The sequence below is a fragment of the Advenella kashmirensis W13003 genome (genome assembly GCF_000506985.1).
GTDB classification, from domain to species: domain Bacteria; phylum Pseudomonadota; class Gammaproteobacteria; order Burkholderiales; family Burkholderiaceae_B; genus Advenella; species Advenella kashmirensis_A.
Genome location: NZ_KI650982.1, coordinates 155,575 through 170,897, shown reverse-complemented (window position 1 = coordinate 170,897; position 15,323 = coordinate 155,575). Strand labels below are relative to the sequence as shown.

General features: G+C 52.4%; 20 protein-coding genes. 11 read left to right on the top strand and 9 right to left on the bottom strand.

Annotated features, from left to right (window positions below; all coding sequences use genetic code 11):
- Nucleotides 1-5 precede the first annotated feature (5 nt).
- Genes W822_RS42795 through W822_RS42775 form a run of 5 tightly spaced genes read right to left on the bottom strand, consistent with a single transcriptional unit; the run spans nucleotide 6 to nucleotide 2,325 of the window.
- The gene (locus W822_RS42795; RefSeq protein WP_024006954.1) at nucleotides 6-884 is read right to left on the bottom strand and encodes a DUF2303 family protein; all 879 of its coding nucleotides are present in this window, start codon (nucleotides 882-884) and stop codon (nucleotides 6-8) included.
- A gap of 10 nt (nucleotides 885-894) precedes the next feature.
- A complete protein-coding gene (locus tag W822_RS42790; protein ID WP_024006953.1) occupies nucleotides 895-1,236 on the bottom strand; it encodes a hypothetical protein in 342 nt (113 codons plus the stop codon).
- Between the two features lie 42 nt (nucleotides 1,237-1,278).
- Nucleotides 1,279-1,899, bottom strand: coding sequence for an Lcl domain-containing protein (locus W822_RS42785; RefSeq protein ID WP_024006952.1), 621 nt, complete (start codon nucleotides 1,897-1,899; stop codon nucleotides 1,279-1,281).
- 7 nt (nucleotides 1,900-1,906) lie between these two features.
- A complete protein-coding gene (locus W822_RS42780) occupies nucleotides 1,907-2,098 on the bottom strand; it encodes a hypothetical protein (RefSeq protein ID WP_024006951.1) in 192 nt (63 codons plus the stop codon).
- Nucleotides 2,095-2,325 carry a hypothetical protein gene (locus W822_RS42775; protein WP_024006950.1) on the bottom strand — a complete coding sequence of 77 codons (231 nt, stop codon included), beginning with the start codon at nucleotides 2,323-2,325 and terminating at the stop codon, nucleotides 2,095-2,097. The genes W822_RS42780 and W822_RS42775 overlap by 4 nt, the downstream gene beginning before the upstream one ends.
- 316 nt (nucleotides 2,326-2,641) lie before the next feature.
- On the opposite strand from W822_RS42775, the gene W822_RS42770 reads away from it, so the two are divergent.
- The gene (locus W822_RS42770; protein WP_024006949.1) at nucleotides 2,642-3,214 is read left to right on the top strand and encodes a hypothetical protein; all 573 of its coding nucleotides are present in this window, start codon (nucleotides 2,642-2,644) and stop codon (nucleotides 3,212-3,214) included.
- Between the two features lie 154 nt (nucleotides 3,215-3,368).
- Here the strand turns inward: W822_RS42770 and W822_RS42765 are convergent, their stop codons facing one another.
- From W822_RS42765 to W822_RS46445, 4 genes are all read right to left on the bottom strand, one after another.
- The gene (locus W822_RS42765; protein ID WP_024006948.1) at nucleotides 3,369-3,782 is read right to left on the bottom strand and encodes a hypothetical protein; all 414 of its coding nucleotides are present in this window, start codon (nucleotides 3,780-3,782) and stop codon (nucleotides 3,369-3,371) included.
- A gap of 106 nt (nucleotides 3,783-3,888) precedes the next feature.
- The gene (locus tag W822_RS42760) at nucleotides 3,889-4,338 is read right to left on the bottom strand and encodes a helix-turn-helix domain-containing protein (protein ID WP_172642826.1); all 450 of its coding nucleotides are present in this window, start codon (nucleotides 4,336-4,338) and stop codon (nucleotides 3,889-3,891) included.
- Nucleotides 4,339-4,729: 391 nt separating this feature from the next.
- On the bottom strand, nucleotides 4,730-4,960 hold the full coding sequence (locus W822_RS42750) for a hypothetical protein (protein WP_024006945.1): 231 nt from the start codon (nucleotides 4,958-4,960) through the stop codon (nucleotides 4,730-4,732).
- Between the two features lie 64 nt (nucleotides 4,961-5,024).
- The gene (locus W822_RS46445) at nucleotides 5,025-5,198 is read right to left on the bottom strand and encodes a hypothetical protein (RefSeq protein ID WP_024006944.1); all 174 of its coding nucleotides are present in this window, start codon (nucleotides 5,196-5,198) and stop codon (nucleotides 5,025-5,027) included.
- Between the two features lie 407 nt (nucleotides 5,199-5,605).
- Here W822_RS46445 and W822_RS42740 point away from each other — a divergent pair, with 407 nt between their 5' ends.
- From W822_RS42740 to W822_RS42710, 10 genes are all read left to right on the top strand, one after another.
- On the top strand, nucleotides 5,606-5,884 hold the full coding sequence (locus W822_RS42740) for a winged helix-turn-helix transcriptional regulator (protein ID WP_024006942.1): 279 nt from the start codon (nucleotides 5,606-5,608) through the stop codon (nucleotides 5,882-5,884).
- A gap of 10 nt (nucleotides 5,885-5,894) precedes the next feature.
- Entirely contained in the window at nucleotides 5,895-8,240 is a 2,346-nt protein-coding gene (locus W822_RS46005) for a VapE domain-containing protein (protein ID WP_024006941.1), read from the top strand.
- A gap of 352 nt (nucleotides 8,241-8,592) precedes the next feature.
- On the top strand, nucleotides 8,593-8,973 hold the full coding sequence (locus W822_RS42735; protein WP_024006940.1) for a hypothetical protein: 381 nt from the start codon (nucleotides 8,593-8,595) through the stop codon (nucleotides 8,971-8,973).
- Nucleotides 8,974-9,108: 135 nt separating this feature from the next.
- Nucleotides 9,109-9,267: a hypothetical protein gene (locus W822_RS46440; RefSeq protein ID WP_024006939.1), complete on the top strand. Its 159-nt coding sequence runs from the start codon at nucleotides 9,109-9,111 to the stop codon at nucleotides 9,265-9,267.
- Nucleotides 9,264-9,599 carry an HNH endonuclease gene (locus W822_RS42730; RefSeq protein ID WP_024006938.1) on the top strand — a complete coding sequence of 112 codons (336 nt, stop codon included), beginning with the start codon at nucleotides 9,264-9,266 and terminating at the stop codon, nucleotides 9,597-9,599. The genes W822_RS46440 and W822_RS42730 overlap by 4 nt, the downstream gene beginning before the upstream one ends.
- Nucleotides 9,600-9,743: 144 nt before the next feature.
- Nucleotides 9,744-10,262 (top strand): P27 family phage terminase small subunit, encoded by a 519-nt coding sequence (locus W822_RS42725; protein ID WP_024006937.1) that lies wholly within the window; start codon nucleotides 9,744-9,746, stop codon nucleotides 10,260-10,262.
- Nucleotides 10,228-11,955, top strand: a complete 1,728-nt coding sequence (locus W822_RS42720) for a terminase large subunit (RefSeq protein ID WP_024006936.1) — start codon at nucleotides 10,228-10,230, stop codon at nucleotides 11,953-11,955. The genes W822_RS42725 and W822_RS42720 overlap by 35 nt, the downstream gene beginning before the upstream one ends.
- 4 nt (nucleotides 11,956-11,959) lie before the next feature.
- Nucleotides 11,960-13,201, top strand: a complete 1,242-nt coding sequence (locus W822_RS42715; RefSeq protein ID WP_024006935.1) for a phage portal protein — start codon at nucleotides 11,960-11,962, stop codon at nucleotides 13,199-13,201.
- A complete protein-coding gene (locus W822_RS0124070) occupies nucleotides 13,188-14,054 on the top strand; it encodes a head maturation protease, ClpP-related (protein ID WP_031243539.1) in 867 nt (288 codons plus the stop codon). Before W822_RS42715 ends, W822_RS0124070 begins: the two co-directional genes overlap by 14 nt.
- Nucleotides 14,051-15,271 (top strand): phage major capsid protein, encoded by a 1,221-nt coding sequence (locus tag W822_RS42710; RefSeq protein WP_024006933.1) that lies wholly within the window; start codon nucleotides 14,051-14,053, stop codon nucleotides 15,269-15,271. The genes W822_RS0124070 and W822_RS42710 overlap by 4 nt, the downstream gene beginning before the upstream one ends.
- Nucleotides 15,272-15,323: the final 52 nt, after the last annotated feature.

Genomic DNA, 15,323 nt, shown 5'->3' with positions numbered 1-15,323 from the left:
GATCCTTAAACCTCGGTCCCGTTCTGGACGAACAGCGTTTTTATGGATACCTGTTCTTCCACTTTGGCAAGCAGTTTGGTGACAGCATCATCCACAGTCAGATCAGGGCGGACCAGTTCGTAGAAAAACATTAGTGCGCCTGCTTTCTGACGGTAGCGTAGGCGGGCAGTGATCACATAGCCTTGGTCCTGCCAGAAAACGGGAATGCCAATGGCAAACTTATTGAAGGCATCCATGCGCTCTGCTGTGGCCGCATCGTCGTTATCGACGAAGGTGAGGGCCATGCCGCCCGATTGCGTACGAACCGCCGACTTGAAGCTTTTGTCAGAGTTGATTTCCAGCTCCCGAGCCATGGACAGCATGTCAATCCCGGATGGCCAGCTCGCTGCATCGTCGGGTTTATGGATGTCTTTATTGTTGTCCTCAAGAAAGACAGCAAAGTCAAATTGACTGAATCCCTCTTTGTTCTTTTTATTCCAGGTACGCCACTCATAGGATGAAGCGGGAATGAATTCGGCTCGGAAGTCACGCCAGCCAGCAATGCTATCGGTGCTCTGGGCGATGGGCTGGTGTTCGTTGAAAATGGCAACAATACGCAGCGGACATGTTGTGCTTTCGTGATTAACCATTGCATACAGTCGCGTCTCCGGCGTTTTATGCGCGTTGACATATTCGGCAAATGATTCTGCCGTCGAAAACTTTAAACAACCGGTTTTGCGGTACGGTGCGGGTTCGAGCTTTTCCAGTTTCGCATCGGTGTCGATGGAATATCCATCCGGGACGGCAAACAGCGTTCCACGCTGCCCGGTGACGAGGGTGAAAGGCTTTGGCGTCAAACGCGCGACTGTTTCGGCCAGGTTGGGTGTATCTGTGGTTGGATTCAAGGTAAGCTCCTTATTTTTTGAGGGCGATGACATCCGCTGAGCCGGGAATACTGACCGCGCTCAGTGGCAATTTCTGTTGGCGCGGATCCTCGGTGACGAGGTTGCCCTCTGCCGTAGCAAACAACATCGTGGACTCTGGCTGATCCTGCGGCACCTTGACCGTCACCTTGTCGGTAATGTCGATGGCATTCATGCGCGAAAATTTCTTTATGGTCAGCTTGATGACGATTTCGCCGCTTTTGCCGGTGTCTTCAACCGCTTTCACAATGTCCTGCAGCTGCTCTGTGAGTTCGTTGATCAGGACGCCGCGACGGATCTTGCGCAGGGTTTCGTCAAATGGGGTTTGGGCCATGTTTGGAATTCCTTTATGGACTGGATGCTGGAAATGACTGAATTACAAAATTTTTAATCTGCGGACAACGCGGACTCGGAACTCAATACCCTTGCCGTAGTAGCCCTGATACCCATCGTAGAAAAGCTGAATAGCAGCGCTGTCGGCGCTGACCTGCGTCGAAGTCCAATAGCAATCGTCAGCCATTGCTTGCTCGCCGTCATCTTGGAAGGCTGTTGCGGCGGTCTGGGCTGGATTGTCTTTGGTGTACGCAGCTGTGGGCGGCACGGCATTCATGTTCTCGCCATCACGCCACCAGCAACCATTGAGCCGGGCGGTTGGTTTCAGGTTGCGATACAGCACCTCCAGCTCGTCGCGTGCAGGGATATACCAGTCTGATTTGTCGTTGATGGTCAGAGCCAATGCCTGCTGAGCAAGTTCTGATTCAGCTGCGGCCATGGCCAGTGTGTTTGTTAAGCCGTCGACCATACTGCGAGCGTCAACCGCCTGGCCATACTCGCCCCAGACGCCTTCGAACTCGCCGGCCTCTTTGGGAGATACAACCAGTGCGTGGGCGACGCCGTTGATGTTGATTTGGCCGAAATAGAACCCGCCGGCGAAAGCTATACCAGGGGTAGCAGGGACGTCGGTGTTCTGAACTTCTTCGATTTGGATGGTTTCCATGGTTCTCTCAGTCAATGTCGCCGGCGGCCAGTCTCTTGAAATCGGGCTTAGGCGGGGTGGATGTTCGGCGCTTCGCAATGATCAGCGCCGTTTTGTTTAAGCAATAGGCAAGGGCAGGGGATTGCATCGCGACCTCAAGGGGGATCGTCAATCTGGATCGACGGGCGGCCTCTTGAAGGTCAGCGATGCTGGGTTTCATGTCAGATCTGCCGCAAACCCCACGAAGGGGACCAGGACGAACAGGATCAGGAAAAAGACCAGGCCGCCGATCCAACCCCAGACGGGGATGCGTTCTTCCTGCAGGCGCAGGTACTCGCTGTAGGAGAGTCCTGGCTTATTCAGCTTTCTTCGATCTGAAATTTCAACGAAGGCCCAGGTGAATATACCGGCGGCCAGATAAAAAGCGAGGGAGTGGATTGCATTCATTCGTCAGTCATCCTTCCGGAATTGTTCGGCGGACTTTAAAAACTGACTGAAATTAAGATTCTTGAAGGTCCCGGTCAGCCCCGGGTTTCTCACCACTACGCAGGTGACGCGTTCCGTGATAGGATCAAGTTTCCAAACCAACCCATCACAAAATAGGTGAGATATGAGCAACGAAAACAAAAGCAGCGGTAACGTGGTACCGAACCATTCGATCAAGCAGCCAGCACCACCCAATTATTCGCAGAAAGACCACGCGCCGAAAATGCCAGCCCCTCCACCTCCTCCGAACAAAGGAGGGAATAAATAAGGAAATACTATGCAAAACGATGCCGTTTCTACAGAAAAATTTACATTGGCTTATTCAATGTGCTACGAAAAGGCGCTCTACAAACTATATGGAAGAGTAGACAAAATATTTGCTTTTGTTTTGCTCTTATTCTCCAGCGCAGTCATTGCGCAGCTTAATATTTGGTCGATCGCGATAGGCTTGATTATGGCGATTCTCACCGCATATCAGTTTGTTTACGCTCCTGGCCAGAAGGCATCGTTTGCAAAGTTTCAATTTCAAGCCTACAAGAATATCTATGACCGATTTAGCGAACTGTCCGATGAGGAAATCTGGACTGAGTACAGAAAAATAACGCATCAAGATACCGATGAAATTCAACTGCTCGCCCACTGCGCTCGGCTTAACTCGCTGTCCATGTTAGGTTATAAAAGCGACCATCTACTTGTCGAAGAACGCCGCCTAACGCGCGCGGAAAAGATCTTTGCGCACATCATCGGCGAATATCCAGAATGTGAAATTCAAATCAGGCAATTGCTCAGGCAGAAGAAAATTGCCGATAAGGCGCAACAAAAATCAGCGAAAAATTCGTCCAAACCTTAATTTCAATCAGTTTTTAAAGAACAGTGCATTCTGTATTTCGAATGCATGGCTCACAATATAGCAAAGTATTGCTAGTCAATCAAGCAAAACTTTGCTAGTTTTAGGAAGTGACCAAAAAAAACCGCGTTAGCGGCGGGTGAGGAGACCAATTCTTCTACTTTTCAAAGGCGCTGCGTAGTTTGCTTCTGAAATTTTGTTGGGTTTCAAAGGCCGATGTTTCGCAATAAATAAAATGCCCCTGGGAGCCATCGTCAATTTGTCTTATTTTTTGTAATCTTTCTTGATCCAAAGCGTGTAATGTTTCCTCGTAAAATGCAAATTGCTTATCTGCTAAATCTTGAGCGTTTGCATAGGGTTTTCCTGTAATTCGCACAATATCCAATGCCATCTTGCGGTATATGGTTGGCTTGTTCAGTTCCGGATATGTGAAACGACATGCCTCGGTCAGAAATATCCAATGCTGTGCTGCGTTAGTTAACTCCTTTAATTGGATGTCGCTGGCATAGGACCATTGCGCTGTGAATATGCACGCCGCTGCCGTTATCGTTTTAAAAGCTGCGCCATTCATCGTCAAACCCCTTGGTTATAAGTGAAGACATATTACATAGTCTGTTACTTGTTCTCAAAAATTTGGGAAAACATCAAAAATAACATTCCCTACGTGCCTTCCTTTCTTACGCTGCCTCGCTACCGCTTTTTGTATCGTCGGCCTCCTGTTTTCCATCAGACATAGCTTTGTATGCAGCTTCGAGATGCTTGTAAGCGATCCGTTCCTGCTCTGTGAATGGCCGGAGCAATTCCCATACATCCACTTCCAAGGCGAGCGCTAAGCTTTCGACTTCGCTTAATTTGGCGGAAGGCATTTTGCCTGATTTGCTGGTTTGGCGCCGTTCCGGATTCAAATAGAGGCTGATCGTAGTCTGACCGACGTCCGATAATGCGCTCAACCCTTTCTGGGTTAATTTTCTTTGGCTCATGAAATGGGCCAAATTCTCAGCCAGTACGATGTTGATCGGTTTTTTATTCATGGCGCCAATATGCCGAATAACTCTAGCAAAGTGTTGCTTGTTTAAATAGCAAAGTTTTGCTATTATTCGATTATGAACATTCAAGACTTCAGACATTCGTTAATGAACCAGTTAATTGCCCGGAAAGGCGATTGGCAGGATATTGCAAAGAATTCGGGTGTCAGCTATTCCTGGCTGTCTAAATTCTCCAATGGACACATACCGAATCCCGGTCTTGCAACACTATCGAAGCTGAGCGATTTTCTAAATAAACGCTCCTAAGGAAATCCCATGTCCCTCATATACATCCTCCTGTCCGTCCAGTTCCTGCTGATCCTGATCATGTGCTCGGTCCTGTTTGTGTGCGCCCGGCTGTTAGGCCGGGCAGTGGTGCGGTTGAATAGAGCTGAAGAAACTATCGAAAAACATCGGATCCGAATAAACCGACGGACGGTTGAGTGCAGCCAGTTGGATACCAAAATTCAAGAGCTCGTTAACAGATGAGCGTTCAATCTTCCTGTGCTAATGCCTGGGCATTCTTGAAAAGTACATCAAAGCAATGTCCAACCTCATCATATGGGCCGTCCAAATTGATGAGTTCGTCTTTTTTCGCCTTCAGTGCGGCTAATAATCCGATACCTGTCTCATTTTTTTCAATTGTTGCAATCGTCACTTCAAGCGCCTTCTGCAACGCGTTAAGCCGTATTTCTATTTTTTCAAACGAATTTCCATTTTCCATGGTCGGTTTCCTTAAGAAAGGGTTGTTGGGTCGGATCTTCAATTCTATAGGTAAACCGGCCGCCCTAATGCAATGTGGCGGCCCGACTCGGGCACTCTGCATGCCAGTACCCGAACACCAGGCGCTCGTATATGCCGGTCGTGTGTTCCGGTACCGGTTTTTCGAAGGTCTCATGTGCCATGCATGCGGCCAGCTCCATCAGCTCTTCTGTCTTATCGGCAGTAAGGGTTTTCATCATTTTCACTCCAAGGAAATTTCATTAACTCCATTCTGCGCGGATGCACGTTCAACCGCACGCAGAGAATTTTGAATGAGGTTGCATATGTCCCTACAACATGCTCCAGTTCAGCCCATGTATCAAACCAAATCGGTTGAACAAATAATTCGAAGTCACCTGGGCAACCCCGCCACGCGTGACGAAGTCGCTTCTGCTGTTGGCTGGAAAGACCCTAGCAGCAGTAGTTCCCGTGTCCTGTCCGGCCAACAGGGTATCCAGTTGCGCGATATTAACCAGCTGATATCGGCCTGCGGGATGGTATTAGTTGATCCCAGATATTTGAATTGGCTTAAATACGGCGCGCAAATCGGTGCCAACTGCTGGTGCGAGCGCAATAACATGGCCGGGGCCTGCGCAGGAGGTCAGTAATGCAGGAGAAATTGCCTGGACGCCCCGCGGGGCCCATTGCAGAATCAGTGCTGGAGCTTTTATCCGAAAAGGGAATGCTCACAGTGCGTCAAATTGCAGACTTGCTTCTGCTCTCTCTTGATACTGCCAAATACACCTGCAGCCGCTTAGAGAGTCGTGGGCTGATCAGGGTGGTGCGCCGCGAACGCTTGCCAGGAGTCAATAAGCCGGTAGCTGTTTACGCAACGGTGCGGCGGCTGACGTTGTCGCCAGCGGTTCGAATGTCCTTTCCCTTCTGAAACGGTTCACATGGTCAAATATTCTTTTTCAAAAGTCGCTAAAGCTGCCTTAGCGGATGCGGAGCGCCTGGTTCCCCAATGGTTACCCGGCGGCGTCAGATCGGGTCCTGAATGGAAGTGTGGAAATCTGGATGGTGATCCCGGCGGATCGCTAAGCGTAAACCTTGTAAAGGGTGTCTGGTCCGATTTCGCAACCGGTGAGAGCGGGGCGGATCTGATTGATCTGTATGCCGCAAAATATACTCCAGGCGATAAGATCAAAGCCTTGCGCGAGCTTGCGGAGCGGTTAGGGATACCTCCTGAGCCCGATGACGCTCCTCGGAGAACGCCCAATTCGGTCGCGAAGACCGACGCTAAGCCCCGAACGTCTTGGGTGCCAGTATTACCAGTGCCCGACAGTGCCTCCACGCCGCCCCGTGCGCATCCGTTTCGAGGGCTGCCTGATGCGCTATGGACTTATAAGGATCAGCAAGCCCGAATTCTCGGATATGTGTGCAGATTTACAACATCAGATGGCGGAAAAGAAATTGCGCCGCTGGTCTATGCGAAGAACACCAATGCCAAAGGGGATCGGTACGAATGGCGGTGGATGCATTTTTCTGAACCACGTCCGCTGTATGGCCTTGCGTATCTGGGCGATGCAAAGCCGATATTGATCGTGGAGGGTGAGAAATGCGCGGATGCAGCCCGAACTGCATTGGCGGATTTATACGATGTGATTACCTGGTCGGGCGGCAGCAATGCCGTACATAAAGCGGATTGGTCAGTTCTCGCCCAACGGGAAGTGTTAATTTGGCCTGATACCGATTCGATCATGAACAAGGCTAAAACGGCGTACCTGGAGTATCACGATCAACCTGGACTGAAGGCTGCTTTGAAGATCGCGTCCCTCCTTCAAGCGCATTCATGCACTGTCAATATCATTCAAATCGACAAACCTGGCGTTATTTCTGACGGATGGGATATTTTCGACGCCATTGCGCAAGGCATGGATCAGGCAGCGCTGCTGGCTTGGATGAGGGGCAGGATCGTTTCACCCGACTCCTTTGCTGTATCGGACGCGAAAGATTCCGCTCCTGCGGTAGCTGAGAAAGGGGAGGAGACCCCTTCGCGGGCTGGCGCCACGACGTTATATGATCGGCTGCTGCGGGATGATCGCGGGAAGTTGGAAGATTGCCGTGAAAACGTCGCTGCATGTCTTGAGCACCATCCTAAATTGAAGGGTCGCCTGGCCTTCAACGCGTTCACCGCACGCGTCATGCGCGTTAAGCCAGTGCCGTGGAATGACAAGCCCGGAGAGTGGACAGATAACGACGATTTGGAGTTGAGTGATTTCTTGGCGCGTCAGGGACCCATGGTGTTTAAATCTCTGGCCAATGTTGGGCATGGCGTGCAGCTGGTTGCGCACCGAAATAAATTTCATCCACTGCAAGACTATCTGAACGCGTTGAAATGGGATCATGTTGATCGAAACACGGTCTGGCTGACCGATCTGCTCGGCGTGCCTGATAGTGACTATGTTCGCCTAATTGGGCCGCTGTGGCTGCGACAGGCGGTCAGCCGCGCTATGAATCCGGGTAGCAAGGCCGACTATGTGCTTATTCTCGAAGGCCTGCAGGGCATTCAGAAATCCAGTGCTTTGCGCGCACTGGGTGGCGACTTCTTCTCTGACGCGCCGTTGGACCTTAATAGCAAGGACGTCTATCAGACCATCAATGGGGTTTGGTTCTACGAGATCGCTGAGCTCGATGCGTTTAATCGCTCTGAGGCCACAAGGATCAAGGCGTTCATTACGCAGCCGATTGACCGGTACCGGTTGCCTTACGAGAAACGCATGATCGATCAGCCCAGGCATACGGTGTTTGCTGGCACAACGAACAATTATGAATACCATAAGGACACGACGGGGAACCGGCGCTTCTGGTCTGTGCGCTGTTCCAGAATTGACCTTGCCGGCCTGCGGACCGTAAGAGATCAGCTCTTCGCGCAAGCCTTGCATGAGGTGCGAGCTGGCGAACGAATCTACCCGACAAGAGAGGAAGAAGAAACACTGATTGTGCCTGAGCAGGAGATGCGCGAGATTGTCGATTCATGGCAGCAGATCATTCAGAACTGGCTGGACGCGCCGATTAATAAATCAACCCGGACGTTTACAACAAGTCAGATTCTGATGGATTGCCTGGGCTTTGAAGCGGCCAGGATCAATCCCACACGGCAGTCTGAGACGAAGGTCGGCGCTATCATGCATAAGCTGGGTTGGAGAAAAAAGCGCTCTTCTGCGGGCACTAGAGGCTATTACTATCAGCGGCCGGACACGCAGGAAGCGGCAATAAACCACAAAGGGCATGTGCCATGACTTAGCGCCAGCATTCATTCTCGCTCTATTCACTTGCACGCCTGACTGGCTTTACATGCTGGTCAGGGATATTTACGCGCCTACTAAACGGATCGTCCTTCCAGTCACTATTACGAGGTTAGACAATGAAAACACTATATAAATCAATGACCTGTCCTACCGTCCGACCTTTCCAACCAGCCCCATCACGTGCATGCGTGGGCGCGTGCGGGCGCCCGCCTGCCCGTGCGCACGCACACGCGTATGTACATCCATGTCAGGTAGGTTAGGGTGATATATAAGTTATTGATATTAAATAATTATTTAAACGTCCAACGTTGTCTTGAAAATTATCTGGTAAGGCGAGGGGAATATGCAGAGAATTAATTACATTGATGGTCGGTTAATTGAATGGGCAGAATGGCGCGTGGGCGGCTCTGGCTATCGTGGTATTGATTTCGAATCGGAAGGCAACGAAACGCCGCGTGCTTTTGTGGATTACACGGCAGATCAGGATCAGGCTTGCATGGAGATGGACTTGGCGATCGCGTCGTTGCCGCCTGAATTAAAGAAAACAGTAGTTGCGGTGTACACATGGGAAGGCGGTCTGATGATGGTGACACATCGCCTTCGAGTCACACGAGCAACAATTCATCGTCGGCTGTGCCAGGCTGACCTACGGCTTGATGATTACCTTGCTGGCAGGCGGTTTGTGGTGAGAGAGATTGGAAAAGAAATTGTGGTGTTGGATTAAAAACAATTTTGCAACTTATACCGACATGGGTAATATGTGATACGTTCAGGCGGTTGTTGCGACAGCACTGGATGTGTAGTAGGGACAGGCCCGGATCATTTGGAGTGATCCGGGCCATTTTATTGGGGGTTCGAAATGATCGACAGCAATGATCCTATTGAACGCATTGAGGCGAAGCTGGATTTAATTCTGGCGATGCTGCTGGATGACGAGGACACAGAGGTGCAGTTGCCAGAAGACTTCTCCTTGGACGCTTCGCCGTTTGGAACTGATCGCGATATCCCGATGCTATGAGCTGGCGTGAAGACAAGTCCAGCACGCAACGCGGCTATGGATACAAATGGCAGCAAGCCAGAGCGGGTTATCTGAAACTTCATCCACTGTGTGTCTACTGCAAGCAGATTGGAAGGGTCTCACCGGCGACAGTCGTCGACCACAAGATTCCGCACCGAGGCGACATGGCGTTGTTCTGGGACAAAACGAACTGGCAGTCACTTTGCGACACATGCCACAACTCCATCAAACAGCAGGAAGAAAGCACTGGCACCGTGAGGGGATGTGACCTCACGGGCGTGCCGGTTGATGCGCGACACCATTGGAATGTGGAATCGCGACAGAACAAATGAGAAACGTTCTCATTGACACGATTTTATAGAGGGGAGGGGTGGGTCAAAAGTTCAAGACCTGCCGCTTCTAGACCAGCCGCCCATCGCTTCTTGCATCAGCGGGAAATATGGGGTGGGGGGTATAAGACACTTTAAGGAAAAATAATGGCCGGAAACTCATCATCTGGTCGCCGGCCAGTGCCGGCGGCTATCCACCTGTTGCGTGGGAACCCTTCGAAAAAAAATTTCAATGATCTCCTGTCGGGCGAAGTGCCCTGGAGCGACGTAGCAACGCTGCCGCAATGTCCGGGTCATTTGGACGAAGTGGCCCGGCAACGATGGGAAGAAATTTCCGGGGACCTGCATTCCCTGGGATTGCTGGGGCGCCTGGATCGGGACGAATTGGCGGTGTATTGCCAGGCCTATAGCGACGTGGTTCGCTACCGCCAGAAAATTGTTGAAGAGGAAGCGCGGCACAGCACCGGCCACGTGCTCATCACAAAGAATGGCTTTCAGCAGATCAGCGCCTGGAAAACCTTGGAGAAACAGGCCATCGAAATGATGCGTTCTGCCGGGAACTCCTTTGGCATGAACCCCGCTGCGCGCTCAAAACCAAAGGCGTCGCAGCAGCAGGGCCAGTTGTTTGAAAATGAGCAGCAGCAAGTCGCAAATAAATACTTCTGACCGTGCCACGGCGTATGCGCAGGCGGTCGTAGCCGGGGAGATCGTCGCCGGCCCGGACGTGCGGGCAGCCTGTCGCAGACACTTGAAGGATTTGGTAGACGGTCCTGCGCGCGGCTTGTACTGGGACCTGGAGGCGCAGGCGCATGTCCTAGGGTACTTCGAAGAGGTTCTTTGCCTGAATGGTGGTCAATATGAGGGTAAACCATTCGAGGTTCTCGGCTGGCAAGCATTTGTACTTGGCAGTCTGTTCGGATGGAAGGGGTCGGACGGCTATCGGCGGTTCCGGGTGGCGTACATCGAAACCGGCAAGGGGTCTGGTAAATCCCCGCTGGCGGCGGGCGTCGGTTTGTATTGCATGACCTCCGATAGTGAGCCGCGAGCAGAGATTTACTCGGCTGCTGCGAACCGCAAACAGGCGATGGTGCTGTTTCGAGATGCGGTGGCAATGGTAAATCAATCGCCGCTGCTGACAGATCGGATTGAAACATCTGGCGCACCGGGCCGGGAGTGGAACCTTGCTCATGTTGAAAGCGGTTCGTACTTTCGCACGTTGAGTTCGGACAAGGCGCGTTCTGGAGAACGCCCGCACGTCGGCCTGCTGGATGAGATTCATGAGCACCGCGATGCTTCCGCTGTGGAAATGCTTCGCGCCGGCACCAAAAGCCGGCTACAGGCGCTGATTTTCATGATCACGAACAGCGGTAGCGACAAGGTAAGTGTGGGATGGGACTATCACCAATACGGCTCACAGGTGTGCTCGGGCCTTAAGGATGATGATTCGTTCTTCGCCTTCATCTGCGGTCACGATGAAGGTGATGACCCGTTCAGGGATGAATCATGCTGGCCGAAATCCAACCCCAGTCTGGATGCGGGGCTGCCCGGCGTGAAATACCTTCGGGAACAGGTCACACAGGCGCGTGGCATGCCTTCCAAGCAAGCGGCCGTGAAACGAATCAACTTCTGCATCTGGACTGAAGCGGCGTCTCCCTGGATCTCGGGTGAGACCTGGATGGATTGTCAGGATGACAGCCTCGTTGGGCTGGAGCCGTATTACGGACGGGATTGTTATGGGGGTCTTGATTTATCGTCCACGACCGATTTGACCTGTCTGGCATTGCTGTTTATGCCGACCGAGGACGATCCGTACTGGCGCCTGAAGCCGTACTTTTGGCTACCGGGTTATGACCTGCACACGAAGGCAGATCAGGATCGGGTGCCGTACTTGAATTGGCGCGATATGGAATACCTGGAAACACAGGACGGGCGCGCTATCAACAAATTGGCCGTGTTGAAGCGCCTGACGCAGATTTCAGAATATGTGAATCTGCTGGGTGTGGCGTATGACCGCTGGCGGATCGAGGATTTGAAAATGCTGGCAGAAAACGAAGGGATCAGTCTTCCGGAGTTGAAGCCATTCGGTCAGGGCTTCAAGGAAATGAGCCCGGCTCTGGATACGTTCGAAGCCTTGCTGCTCGATCGCCAGATCCGGCACGACGGCAATCCGGTCATGACCTGGTGCGCTGCCAATGCTGTTGTCACGAAGGATCCTGCAGGTAACCGGAAAGTGGCCAAAGATAAAGCCACGGGACGGGTGGATGGCATTGTTGCTTCCATCATGGCCTGTGGGATTGCGTCGGGCAGCGAGTACCTGGAAGACATCAGCTCTTTTATTAACGACCCAATTATCGTATAGACCTATGACCAGAACAGAACGCAAGAAACCAGGCCGCGTAAAAACGGCGCTTCTGGAATGGCTGGGTGTGCCTATCGCTTTGACAGACACTGCTTTCTGGAGTCAGTTTGGTACGACCTCGGCTGGCCAGACTGTGAATCAGAAATCGGTTATGCAGCTGTCCACCGTGTGGGCTTGCGCTCGAATCATTGCTGAAACCATTTCAACCTTGCCGTTGAAAGTGTATGAAAAGCGCTCGGATAGTCGCGTTATCGCGACCCAACATCCCATTTATTCGATCCTTCATGCTCAGCCCAATAAAGACACGACCGCCTCGGTCTTCTGGGAAGCCAAAATTGTGGCCATGCTGCTGCGTGGCAACGGGTTGTCCGAGAAAAAGTATATCGGTAACCGCCTGGTCGCGCTGGATTTCCTTGTCCCTGCCAGGCTGACGATCAATCGCGGAGCAAATGGGAAGTTGCGGTATCTCTACACGGAGAACGGCAAGCAGCGAGAAATACCAGAGGATCGGATCTTTCGCATTCCTGGATTCACGCTGGACGGCAAATGGGGGGTCTCGGTCATTGAATACGGTGCCAAAGTGTTTGGTTCTGCCTTGGCCGCTGCGGAGGCGGCCAATAGCACGTTTGAAAAGGGTTTGGCGCCGACCGTGGCATTCACGATGGACCGAGTCATAAAAGAGGACCAGCGCAACAAATTTCGGGAAAGCATGAAAAAAATCTCCGGCGCATTAAATGCCGGCGAGTCTCCATTGCTTGAGGCGGGCATGGATGCGAAAACAATAGGTATTCCTCCGAAAGACGCGCAACTGCTGGAGTCTCGGGGCTTCTCTGTGGAAGAAATTTGCCGGTGGTTCCGCGTCCCCCCGCACATGGTGGGCCATACGTCCAACAGCACTAGCTGGGGCGCCGGTATTGAGCAGCAGATGATCGGGTTTCTAACTTTCACACTACGCCCCTGGCTCACACGTATTGAGCAGGCCATCAATAAAGACTTGTTCTCTCCCGTGGATCAACAGCGCTTTTACGCGGAATTTTCGATTGAAGGGCTTCTGCGTGCCGACAGTAAGACTCGCGCTGAATACCAGGCAATCCAGGTGAATAACGGCATTAAGACTCGCGATGATGTGCGGCGCGAAGAAAACCTGCCTGCCAAAGGCGGTAATGCAGATGTGCTGACCGTGCAAGCCGCTATGACAACCCTTGACAGCATCGGACAAATAAAGGCTACCAATGAAAACCAGTGACATTCAGACTTTACGAAATAAAGTCAATTACGATCTTTCCCCTTTGGCGTTGGAAAAGTGGAATCCGGGCATCCAAGCAGCGGACTCTGACAGCAACACCACGATCAGCGTATTGGACGTTATTGGGGAGGACTACTGGACTGGCGAGGGCGTGACTGCGAAGCGAATTGCGGCCGCGCTTCGCTATATCGGCGATAAAGATGTGACTGTCAATATCAACAGTCCTGGCGGCGATATGTTCGAAGGGCTGGCTATTTACAACACCCTGCGAGAACACAAGGGAAAGATCACCGTCAAGATTTTGGGGCTGGCTGCATCGGCGGCTTCCATCATCGCAATGGCCGGCGACGAAGTGCAAATCTCCCGCGCCGGTTTCGTCATGATCCATAACTGTTGGGTGCTTGCCGCCGGCAATCGGCATGCCCTGCGTGAAATCGCCGACTGGATGGAACCCTTTGACCGGGCCATGGCGGGCATTTACCAGGAGCGCACCGGCTTGGATGAAAAAAAGCTGGAAGCGCTTCTGGATGCTGAGTCTTGGATCGGTGGTCAGGACGCCATTGACCAGGGATTTGCCGATGTGCTGCTGTCTCGTGACGCTGTGCATGAGGGCGGATCCGCACAAAACCTTGCTTTTGCTGCCCGCAAATTTGATCGGGCCATGGCCAGAAGCGGCATGCCTCGCACTGAACGCAAAAAACTATTCGATGAAATTAAGTCCAGCGCGCGTGATGCCGCTGGCAGCGGTACGCCTGGCGCTACCGGACACGGCACGCGTGACGCTGCCGTCAATGACCCGTCACCGGGTATCGCTGCACAACTAGCCAATAATCTATTAGGAGTTTTGAAATGAGTAATATCGGTCAAGAGTATAAGGACATCCAGGCTGCTCTGGAGAAAGTCGGTGGTGAGCTGAAGGAACACGCCGAAACTGCGCATGCGCAGATCAAGCAGCACCAGGCGCTGTCTGCTGAAACGAAAGAATCAGTGGATAAATTGTTGGTAACCCAGGGCGAGCTGCAGGCACGCCTGCAGGCCGCTGAACAAACCATTGTTGCACTGGATTCAGGTGGCGGCCGTACTGCGCCGCCAGAATCGATGGGCGCCATGTTTGTTGCAGCCGAGGGTTACGACGATTTCGCCCGCCGCGGCGCCAGCGGTGCCAAAGCCAGTTTTTCTCACACAGTGCAGGCTGCCATTACAAGCCTCGGGTCGTCCGCAGGCGAGCTGATCGAACCTGATCGCGTTGGATTGATCCAGCCAACCCGTCAGCGACTGTTCCTGCGTGATCTCTTGAACTGGGGACGCACCACATCAAACAGCATCGAATATGCGGTAGAGACGGGTTTCACCAACAATGCGGCGCCCGTCGCTGAAAACCCCAGCACCGTGAAGCCGTTGTCTGATATCACGTTCACACTGCGGTCTGCGCCGGTGGCCACAATTGCTCACCACATCGTTGCTTCAAAACAGGTGCTGTCCGATGTGCCCATGCTGATGAGCTACATTGACGGTCGTCTGCGCTATGGCTTGAAGCTGAAAGAAGAGGTGCAGCTGCTTAAGGGTGATGGTACCGGCCTGAATCTGAACGGCATTTTCACCCAGGCTTCGACATATGCCAATCCCGGTGTGACGGTCCAGAATGAAACAGCCATTGACCGTCTGCGTATTGCCATGCTGCAGGCCGCTCTTGCCGAATACGACGCCGACGGTATTGTGCTGAGCCCGATTGACTGGGCCCAGATTGAGCTGACCAAGACGACGGACAACCAGTATCTGTTCACGACGCCGCGCGGTCTGGCTGTTCCTGGCCTGTGGGGTCGTCCTGTGGTGCCAACAAAAGCCTTGGATGCAAATGAGTTCCTGGTGGGCGCTTTTGCACAAGGTGCCCAGGGTTGGGATCGGGAAGATGTCACGGTCGTTGTTTCGACAGAGGACCGGGACAACCTGGTTAAAAACATGGTGACGATCCTGTGCGAAGAGCGCGTTGGTCTGACTGTGTACCGGCCAGAAGCGTTTGTGAAGGGTAACTTCACCGGTCTGCCTGTTGATGATGGCGCTGGCGAGTAATTGAGCAGTTCGGATCGGGCTGCTACAGTCCGATCCGGTTACAAAGGGTCTA